6 protein-coding genes and 2 pseudogenes are annotated in these 7,681 nt (G+C 69.4%); 4 read left to right on the top strand and 4 right to left on the bottom strand.

Annotated elements, in window-relative coordinates:
- Together ADBZ6I_RS14350 and ADBZ6I_RS14345 are read right to left on the bottom strand one after the other, a co-directional pair.
- Positions 1-93 (bottom strand): annotated as a pseudogene (locus tag ADBZ6I_RS14350) (nitroreductase family protein); the annotation flags it as partial.
- Positions 94-124: 31 nt separating this feature from the next.
- The gene (locus ADBZ6I_RS14345; protein ID WP_526384950.1) at positions 125-3,439 is read right to left on the bottom strand and encodes a DNA polymerase III subunit alpha; all 3,315 of its coding nucleotides are present in this window, start codon (positions 3,437-3,439) and stop codon (positions 125-127) included.
- Positions 3,440-3,505: 66 nt separating this feature from the next.
- On the opposite strand from ADBZ6I_RS14345, the gene ADBZ6I_RS14340 reads away from it, so the two are divergent.
- From ADBZ6I_RS14340 to ADBZ6I_RS14325, 4 genes are all read left to right on the top strand, one after another.
- Positions 3,506-4,225, top strand: a complete 720-nt coding sequence (locus tag ADBZ6I_RS14340; protein WP_526384948.1) for a VIT1/CCC1 transporter family protein — start codon at positions 3,506-3,508, stop codon at positions 4,223-4,225.
- A 161-nt stretch (positions 4,226-4,386) separates the two neighbouring features.
- Positions 4,387-5,115, top strand: a complete 729-nt coding sequence (locus ADBZ6I_RS14335) for a histidine phosphatase family protein (protein ID WP_526384946.1) — start codon at positions 4,387-4,389, stop codon at positions 5,113-5,115.
- The gene (locus ADBZ6I_RS14330; RefSeq protein WP_526384944.1) at positions 5,112-5,531 is read left to right on the top strand and encodes an acyl-CoA thioesterase; all 420 of its coding nucleotides are present in this window, start codon (positions 5,112-5,114) and stop codon (positions 5,529-5,531) included. The genes ADBZ6I_RS14335 and ADBZ6I_RS14330 overlap by 4 nt, the downstream gene beginning before the upstream one ends.
- The gene (locus tag ADBZ6I_RS14325; protein ID WP_526384942.1) at positions 5,528-6,553 is read left to right on the top strand and encodes a nucleoside hydrolase; all 1,026 of its coding nucleotides are present in this window, start codon (positions 5,528-5,530) and stop codon (positions 6,551-6,553) included. Before ADBZ6I_RS14330 ends, ADBZ6I_RS14325 begins: the two co-directional genes overlap by 4 nt.
- Here the strand turns inward: ADBZ6I_RS14325 and ADBZ6I_RS14320 are convergent.
- Positions 6,550-7,077 (bottom strand): GGDEF domain-containing protein, encoded by a 528-nt coding sequence (locus ADBZ6I_RS14320; RefSeq protein ID WP_526384940.1) that lies wholly within the window; start codon positions 7,075-7,077, stop codon positions 6,550-6,552. The two genes, ADBZ6I_RS14325 and ADBZ6I_RS14320, sit on opposite strands and share 4 nt — an antisense overlap.
- Positions 7,078-7,284: 207 nt before the next feature.
- Positions 7,285-7,681, bottom strand: a pseudogene (locus ADBZ6I_RS14315) (DNA polymerase Y family protein); the annotation flags it as partial.

The following is a 7,681-nucleotide window of genomic DNA, read 5'->3' as shown; positions in this document are numbered from 1 at the left end:
GACCTCGCGGGGCACCGGCTTGTCGAAGTCGAGCCGCTTGCGCACCGAACGGGTGGTCGTCAGAACGTCGTCGGCGGAGAGGTTGAGTGTCATACGCAGAAGAGTACGGCTGAACGTCGGCGTGCTACCGGAAGTCACGGGAGCGGGACTGCACCGTCATCCTCAACGGTCCGATCCGCTCGGCCACCACGGTCACCGCCCCACTGGCGTTCTGCACCTGCCCGCGGATCAGCAGCGCTGTCGCGGTCTGGGCCACCCGCCGGTGCCGGGCCCACACCCCGGGCGTGCACAGCACGTTGACCATTCCGGTCTCGTCCTCGATGTTCACGAACGTCACTCCCCGCGCCGTCGCCGGACGTTGCCGATGGGTGACCGCACCGGCAACCAGCACCCGACTGCCGTCCGGGATCGACGCCAGTCCGCCGGCCGGGGTGACGCCCATGGCGTCGAGATCGGCGCGCAGGAACTGCGTGGGGTAGCTGTCCGGCGACACCCCGGTAGCCCAGACATCAGCGGCAGCCAGCTCCACCTCGCTCATCCCGGGCAGCGCCGGAATGTGCGACGACGATCCGACCCCGGGCAGCCGGTCCGGACGTTCGGTGGCGGCGGCGCCGGCCGCCCACAGCGCCTCCCGCCGGGTGATGCCGAAGCACCCCAGCGCTCCGGCGGTGGCCAGGGACTCGGTCTGGGGAACCGACAGCTGCACGCGACCGGTCAGATCCAGCAGAGTGGTGAAGGGCCCGTGGGCTTCCCGCTCGTCGACGATGCGCTGGGCCAGTTCGGCGCCGATGTGCCGGACGGCGCCCAGGCCGAGCCGCACGTCCAGTCCGGCGTTCTCGCACGTGGCGTGCGCCAGGCTGGCGTTGACACACCCGCCGTGCACCCGGACCCCGTGCCGGCGCGCGTCGGCGACCAGCGACTGCGGCGAGTAGAACCCCATCGGCTGTGCCCGCAGCAGCGCCGCGCAGAACGCCGCCGGGTGGTACAGCTTGAACCACGACGAATAGAACACCAGCGAGGCAAACGACAGCGAATGGCTCTCCGGGAAGCCGAAATTGGCGAACGCCGCCAGCTTCTCGTAGATCCGGTCGGCCACCTCCCCGGTGATGCCGTGACGCTGCTCCATCCCGGCGTAGAACCGGTCACGCAGCCGGCGCATCTTGGCGGTGGACCGCTTGGATCCCATGGCTCGGCGCAGCTCGTCGGCCTCGGCCGCGGAGAAACCAGCACAGTCCACCGCCAGTTGCATCAGCTGCTCCTGGAAGAGCGGAACCCCCAACGTCTTTCGCAAGGCCGGCTCCATCGACGGATGGTCGTAGACCACCGGCTCAAGCCCGTTGCGGCGCTTGATGTACGGGTGCACCGAACCGCCTTGGATGGGTCCGGGCCTGATCAGCGCCACCTCGACCACCAGGTCGTAGAACACCCGGGGCTTGAGCCGGGGCAGGGTGGCCATCTGCGCGCGGGACTCCACCTGGAACACCCCGACCGAGTCGGCGCGCTGCAACATCTCGTACACGCGGCTGTCGGACAGGTCCAGCGTGGCCAGATCCACCTCGATGCCCTTGTGTTCGGCCACCAGGTCGATGGCGTAGTGCAACGCGGACAGCATGCCCAGCCCGAGCAGGTCGAACTTCACCAAACCGATTGCCGCACAGTCGTCTTTGTCCCACTGCAGCACGCTGCGGCCGGGCATCCGGGCCCACTCCACCGGACAGACGTCGGCGATCGGACGGTCGCAGATCACCATGCCCCCGGAGTGGATGCCCATGTGCCGGGGCAGGTCCTTGATCTGCACCGCGAGGTCCACCACCTGGTCGGGGATGCCCTCGAGATCAGGCGACTCGGCCAGCGGACCCCACCGGCTCACCTGCTTGCTCCAGGCGTCCTGCTGGCCCTGCGAGAACCCCAGCGCGCGGGCCATGTCGCGGATGGCGCTGCGACCGCGATAGGTGATCACGTTGGCCACCTGCGCGGCGTAGTCGCGGCCGTACCGCTGGTAGACGTACTGGATCACCTGCTCGCGCAGGTCGGATTCGATGTCGATGTCGATATCGGGCGGCCCGTCGCGCGCCGGTGACAGGAACCGTTCGAACAGCAACTCGTTGGCGATCGGGTCCACCGCGGTGACTCCCAGGGCGTAGCAGACCGCCGAGTTCGCCGCCGAGCCGCGACCCTGGCACAGGATGTTGTTGCGGCGGCAGAACTGGGTGATGTCGTGCACCACCAGGAAATAGCCGGGGAACTTCAGCTCGGCGATGACGGCCAGCTCCCGCTCGATCTGCGCGTAAGCCCGGGCCGCGCCGGCCCGCGGCCCGTACCGCCGCGCCGCCCCCACCATGACCAGCTCCCGCAGCCAGCTGTCCTCGGTGTGCCCGTCGGGGACGTCGAACGGCGGCAGCTGCGGGGCGATCAGCGCCAGCTCGAACGCGCACTGCTCGCCGAGAGCCGCCGCCGCGGTGACGGCCTGTGGATGCCAGCCGAACCGCCGCGCCATCTCCGCGCCGGACCGCAGATGCGCACCGCCCATCGGATCCAGCCACCCGGCAGCGGAGTCCAGGGACTGGCGGGCCCGGATGGCTGCCATCGCCGCCGCCAGCCGGCCCCGGCTCGGCGCGGCGAAATGTGCCCCGGTGGTGGCGACGACGTCGACTCCGAACCGCGGCGCGAGTTGCGCGAGCGCGACGTTGCGCTCGTCGTCGCCGGGGTGACCGTGATGAGTCAGTTCGACACTGACCCGGTCTGCCCCGAACCGGTCCACCAGATCCGCCAACGCTGCTGCGGCGGCCTCCGGACCACCATCCGAGAAGGCCTGCCGCAGATGGCCTTTGCGGCAGCCGGTCAGAATGTGCCAGTGACCGCCCGCGGCCTCGGTGAGGGCGTCGTAGTCATAGCGCGGCTTGCCCTTGTGACCGCCGGCCAGGTGCGCGGCGGCCAGTTGACGCGACAGCCGCCGGTAGCCCTCCGCGCCGCGGGCCAGCACCAGCAGGTGCGGGCCGGGCGGGTCGGGCGCCTCGGTGCGGGCGACATCACCGAGGGAGAGTTCGGCGCCGAACACCGTCGGGACGCCGAGTTCGCGGGCCGCTTCGGCGAACCGCACCACGCCGTAGAGGCCGTCGTGATCGGTCAGCGCGATCGCGCGCAGGTCGAGCCGGGCCGCCTCCTCGACGAGTTCCTCCGGAGTGCCGGCCCCGTCGAGGAAGCTGAATGCCGAGTGGGTGTGCAGTTCGGCGTAGGGCACGCCGGGCCGCCGCGGAAGATCCAGCTCCGGGGCCTGGTATCCGGCGCGCTTGCGCGACCAGGCCGGACTATCACTGCCGTCAGCGGCTGGTTCAGCCAAGGCGGCACCGGCCGGCCCGGCCGGTGGTCCGGCCGGGGGCCGGCTGTTGAGCACCCGCTCCATCTCCGCCCAGGTCGGCGGCCCGTCATTCCAGCCCATCCACCGAAGTTTATCGAACACGCGTTCGATACAACAGCCCCCTTGCGCGCCTATTAAGCTCAATCGGTGACCGAGATCGATTCCGCGCCCCATCCCGCCGAGCCGCACGTCGGCGCTATCAACTCCAAGCTGAACTGGCTGCGCGCCGGGGTGCTCGGCGCCAATGACGGCATCGTCTCGGTGGCCGGCATCGTCATCGGCGTGGCCGCCGCCACGATGGATCGCGGACCGATCTTCACCGCCGGTATGGCCGGGCTGGCCGCCGGAGCGTTGTCGATGGCGCTGGGCGAGTACGTCTCGGTGAGCACCCAGCGCGACACCGAGCAGGCGCTACTGGCCAAGGAGCGTCGAGAGCTTGCCGAAGAGCCCGAGGAAGAGTTCGAGGAGCTCGTCGGGCTCTATCAGGCCAAGGGTCTCTCGCCGGCGACCGCCCGCACCGTCGCCCGCGAACTGACCGACCACGACGCGTTCGCCGCGCACGTGGATATCGAGCTCGGTATCGACCCGGACGAACTGACCAATCCCTGGCACGCCGCGATCTCCTCGGCGATCTCCTTCACCATCGGGGCGCTGCTGCCGATGCTGGCGATCCTGTTGACGCCACCGTCAACCCGGATTCCGATCACCTTCGTGGGAGTGCTTGTGGCGCTGGCCATTACCGGGTGGGCCAGTGCCCGCCTCGGCGGTGCCGATCCGGTCCACGCGACGAAACGAGTCGTGGTAGGCGGCGCCGTGGCGATGGCGATCACCTACGGAATCGGCTTGGCCATGGGCGGCGTCATCTAGTCAGTCGGTGTACTCGGCGATGTCGTCAGCCCAGTTCTCGTCCCCGGTTTTCCCGGGCGGCGCTCCACGGGTCCTCGACTTCCTGGGTCGTCCTGGGATTTCTCTTGTTCGCTCGGCCGAATTCTCACCCGCCGAGACAACTTTGGGGGCACGCTGTGTGTATGTACGTTTCTCGCGCCCGGCGGGTGTCCGCTGCCCTGGCCATGCTGATGTCTGTTCTGTTGGTGGCGGGGTGCGGCGGGCAGGCCAAGCCCGATGTCCGTGACATCACGCTGACCTTGATGCGGCATGCGGAGTCAGAAGCCAATGCCGCCGATGTCGCCTCCACCGTTCTGCCCGGGCCGGGACTGACCCCCGCGGGGCGTGAGCAGGCCGACGAGCTGGCCAACTCACTGGCAGGCAATGACTACGACGGGGTGTACGCCTCGGAGATGCTGCGCGCCCAGGAGTCCGCCGCACCGCTGGCCGAGAAGCTGGGCACCGATGTGACGGTGCTGCCGGGCCTCAACGAGATCGGCGCCGGCTGGTTCGAGGGCTTCGCCATGAAGGACACCTCCGGCACCTTCCTGCTCGGCCCGCAGGCGTGGCTGAAGGGTGATCGCCGCTTCGGTATCCCCGGATCGGTCGACGGAGACCAGTTCAACAATGCCTACAGCGACGCGGTGCAGAAGATCTACGACAGCGGCGAGGACAAGCCCATCGCCTTCTCCAGCGGTCTGGCGATCGCGGTGTGGACGCTGATGAACGCGCGCAACGGCAAGCCCAGCCTGCTCACCGACCACCCGCTGCCCAACAACCGCGGGGTGGTGCTGCGCGGCAACCCGGTCACCGGGTGGACGCTGCTGGAGTGGGACGGAATCAAAGACTTCGCCTTCGACGCCGCTGCGTGAGCCCCGACGCGCAGTTCGCCATGCCCTTGCGGGTGCGCTACGCCGAATGTGACATGCAGGGCCGGGTGTTCAACGGCCACTACCTCACCTGGGTGGATATGGCCCACACCGAGGCGCTGCGTGCGATGTTCGGGGGCTATCAGGCGCTGATCGACCGCGGGATCGACTTCGTGGTGGTGGCCGCCGAGTTGCAATTCCGCACACCGGCCCGCTTCGACGACGACCTGGTGGTTGACGTCGCGATCGAGCCGCCGGGGCGCACGTCGCTGCGCAGCCGCTACCGCATTCAGCGCGGCGGCGACCTGATTGCCGAGGCGGCGCTGACCCACGTGTGCGTGGACGCGGCGAGCTTCGACAAGCTGGCGTGGCCGGATTGGTTCCGCGACCGGCTGGCGAGCGCCGGCACAGCGCCGTGACGACGGCGGTCTTCGCCGACGTCGACACCGGGGTCGACGACGCGCTAGCCCTGGTCTACCTGTTGGCCAGCGCTGACGCGGAGCTGGTCGCAGTCGCCTCGACCGCCGGGAACGTGGGCGTCGACCAGGTGTGCCGCAACAATCTGGGCCTGCTGCACCTGTGCGGCGCGACCGGGGTGCCGGTCTCGCGCGGGGCGGAGCACCCGCTGAGCGTTCCGCTACGCACCGCCGAGGACACCCACGGCCCGGCCGGTCTGGGCTACGCCGAATTACCTTCGACAGCAATGGAATTGACCTCCTACGACGCCGCGCAGGCCTGGGTGCGGGCGGCGCGGGCGCGTCCCGGCGAGCTGGTCGGCCTGGTCACCGGGCCGCTGACCAACCTTGCGCTGGCACTGCGCGCCGAGCCGGCGTTGCCGAGCCTACTGCGCCGGCTGGTGATCATGGGCGGGTCGTTCGACTACCGCGGCAACACCACCCCGGTCGCCGAGTGGAACGTCAGCGTGGACCCCGAAGCCGCCGCGGAGGTCTTCGACGCCTGGGGTCGTGCGGTGGAGTCGAATTCGGTTCCCCCGGAGCATCTTCCGATCGTCTGCGGACTCAACCTCACCGAGACCGTAATGCTGACGCCGGAGATCATGGCGCGCCTCGCCGAGGCGGCGGGGTCCACCGCCGAGGCCCCCAACCCGCTGATCCGGGTGCTCGACGACGCGATGCGGTTCTACTTCGAGTTCCACTTCGCCCAAGGCGAGGGGTATCTCGTCCACCTGCACGATCCGCTGGCCGCCGCGGTGGCACTGGACCCGGCCCTGATCCGCACCCGGGCAGCGCCGGTGGCGGTTGAGACCACCGGGACACTGACCCGCGGGATGACGATCGCGGACTGGAGCGCCCGCTGGGGACGAAAGCCCAACGCGCAGGTGGGCCTTGAGGTCGACCCGGCCGCGTTCTTCGAGCGCTACATCGCCCGGGTGGCGCCCTTCGCCCGACGGCTGGGACCCACGGCGGACGCCGCGGGTTAAGCCCAGACCGTGTTGCGTCCGGATCGCTTGGCTTCGTAGAGCGCGCGGTCGGTACGGATCAGCCAGGCGTGCAGGTCCTCGCCGGGGCCAAGTTCAGCCGCCCCGATACTGACGGTGACATGGCCGACGGGGTCGAACTGGCTCTCGGCTACCCGGAGCCGGATCCGGTCGGCAACACCAACGGCGTCGATGAGTTCGCAATCGCGCAGCAGAACCACGAATTCATCACCGCCCCAACGCGCTACGACGTTGTCGTTGCCGATCGCCTCGGCGATACAACCGGCGGTGCCGGCCAGAACCACATCGCCGCCCTGATGGCCGGCGGTGTCGTTGACCATCTTGAGGTGGTCGACGTCGAGCATGAGCAGCGTGAGGGGCCGGTCGTGGCGTTGATGCAAGTTGGCCGCGGCCAGCAGTTCGGTGCCGCGCCGGCGGTTGAAGATCCCGGTCAGGTCGTCGGTGGAGGCCAGCCGGGTCAGTTCGGCCTCGTACATCCGGCGACGGCTCCCGCCGGTCGGTTTCATCGAGCAGGGAGTGGAGCACGGCGGGATTGACACAGGCCGCGGACGTAGTGATTCCGAACTGTTCTTCCGTTGCGCCGGAAAGGTATTCGAGTTCGACATCGGGGCGGACCCGCAGCGCGAAGAAGATCAGCCCGGAGTCTTCGGCTGCTTCCATCAGCGATCGGTAGTCGAGCTGCTCATCGCCGGGATGCATGGCGTCAGGTTATGTCATTCGTAAACACCTTCGACATACCAGCGGCTCTTCCGGTAGCAGAGCAGCAACGCGGTGTCACCCATCAGAACCTGCGCCCGGGCGGTTCGGCCCGACTGGGCCCGTTCCCGGTCGGGGTCCCACCACCGCTCGTCGACCGGCCACGGCCCGGCCCACCAACTCAGCTCACCGCGGTAGGGGGAACCGCCGTCAAGCCGGGCCGGCTCGGCGGTGAACGCTCCGCGTGCGGTCACCCGAACGGGATCGCCCTGGGCGCCAAGCAATTCCACCGGCTCGTCCAGAAGCACCGCCGGGGCGGGCTGGGGAAGCTGACCGGGCCAGGGCCGGTCCGGGGCGGCCCGGGGCTCCGGTTCGTCACCGAGCGGGGTCAGGGTGATCCGCTCGGCGGGGCCA

This window comes from Mycobacterium sp. (assembly GCF_044342925.1).
GTDB lineage: Bacteria > Actinomycetota > Actinomycetes > Mycobacteriales > Mycobacteriaceae > Mycobacterium.
Note: the sequence above shows the minus strand (reverse complement) of the source record. Positions and strands in the feature narration are given on the sequence as shown.

Bases quoted from the DNA above. Each gene is read 5' to 3' on its own strand.
- ADBZ6I_RS14345 (WP_526384950.1), bottom strand. From the start codon at position 3,439: ATGGGCTGGAATGACGGGCCGCCGACCTGGGCGGAGATGGAGCGGGTG.
- ADBZ6I_RS14335 (WP_526384946.1), top strand. From the start codon at position 4,387: ATGTACGTTTCTCGCGCCCGGCGGGTGTCCGCTGCCCTGGCCATGCTG.
- ADBZ6I_RS14320 (WP_526384940.1), bottom strand. From the start codon at position 7,077: ATGAAACCGACCGGCGGGAGCCGTCGCCGGATGTACGAGGCCGAACTG.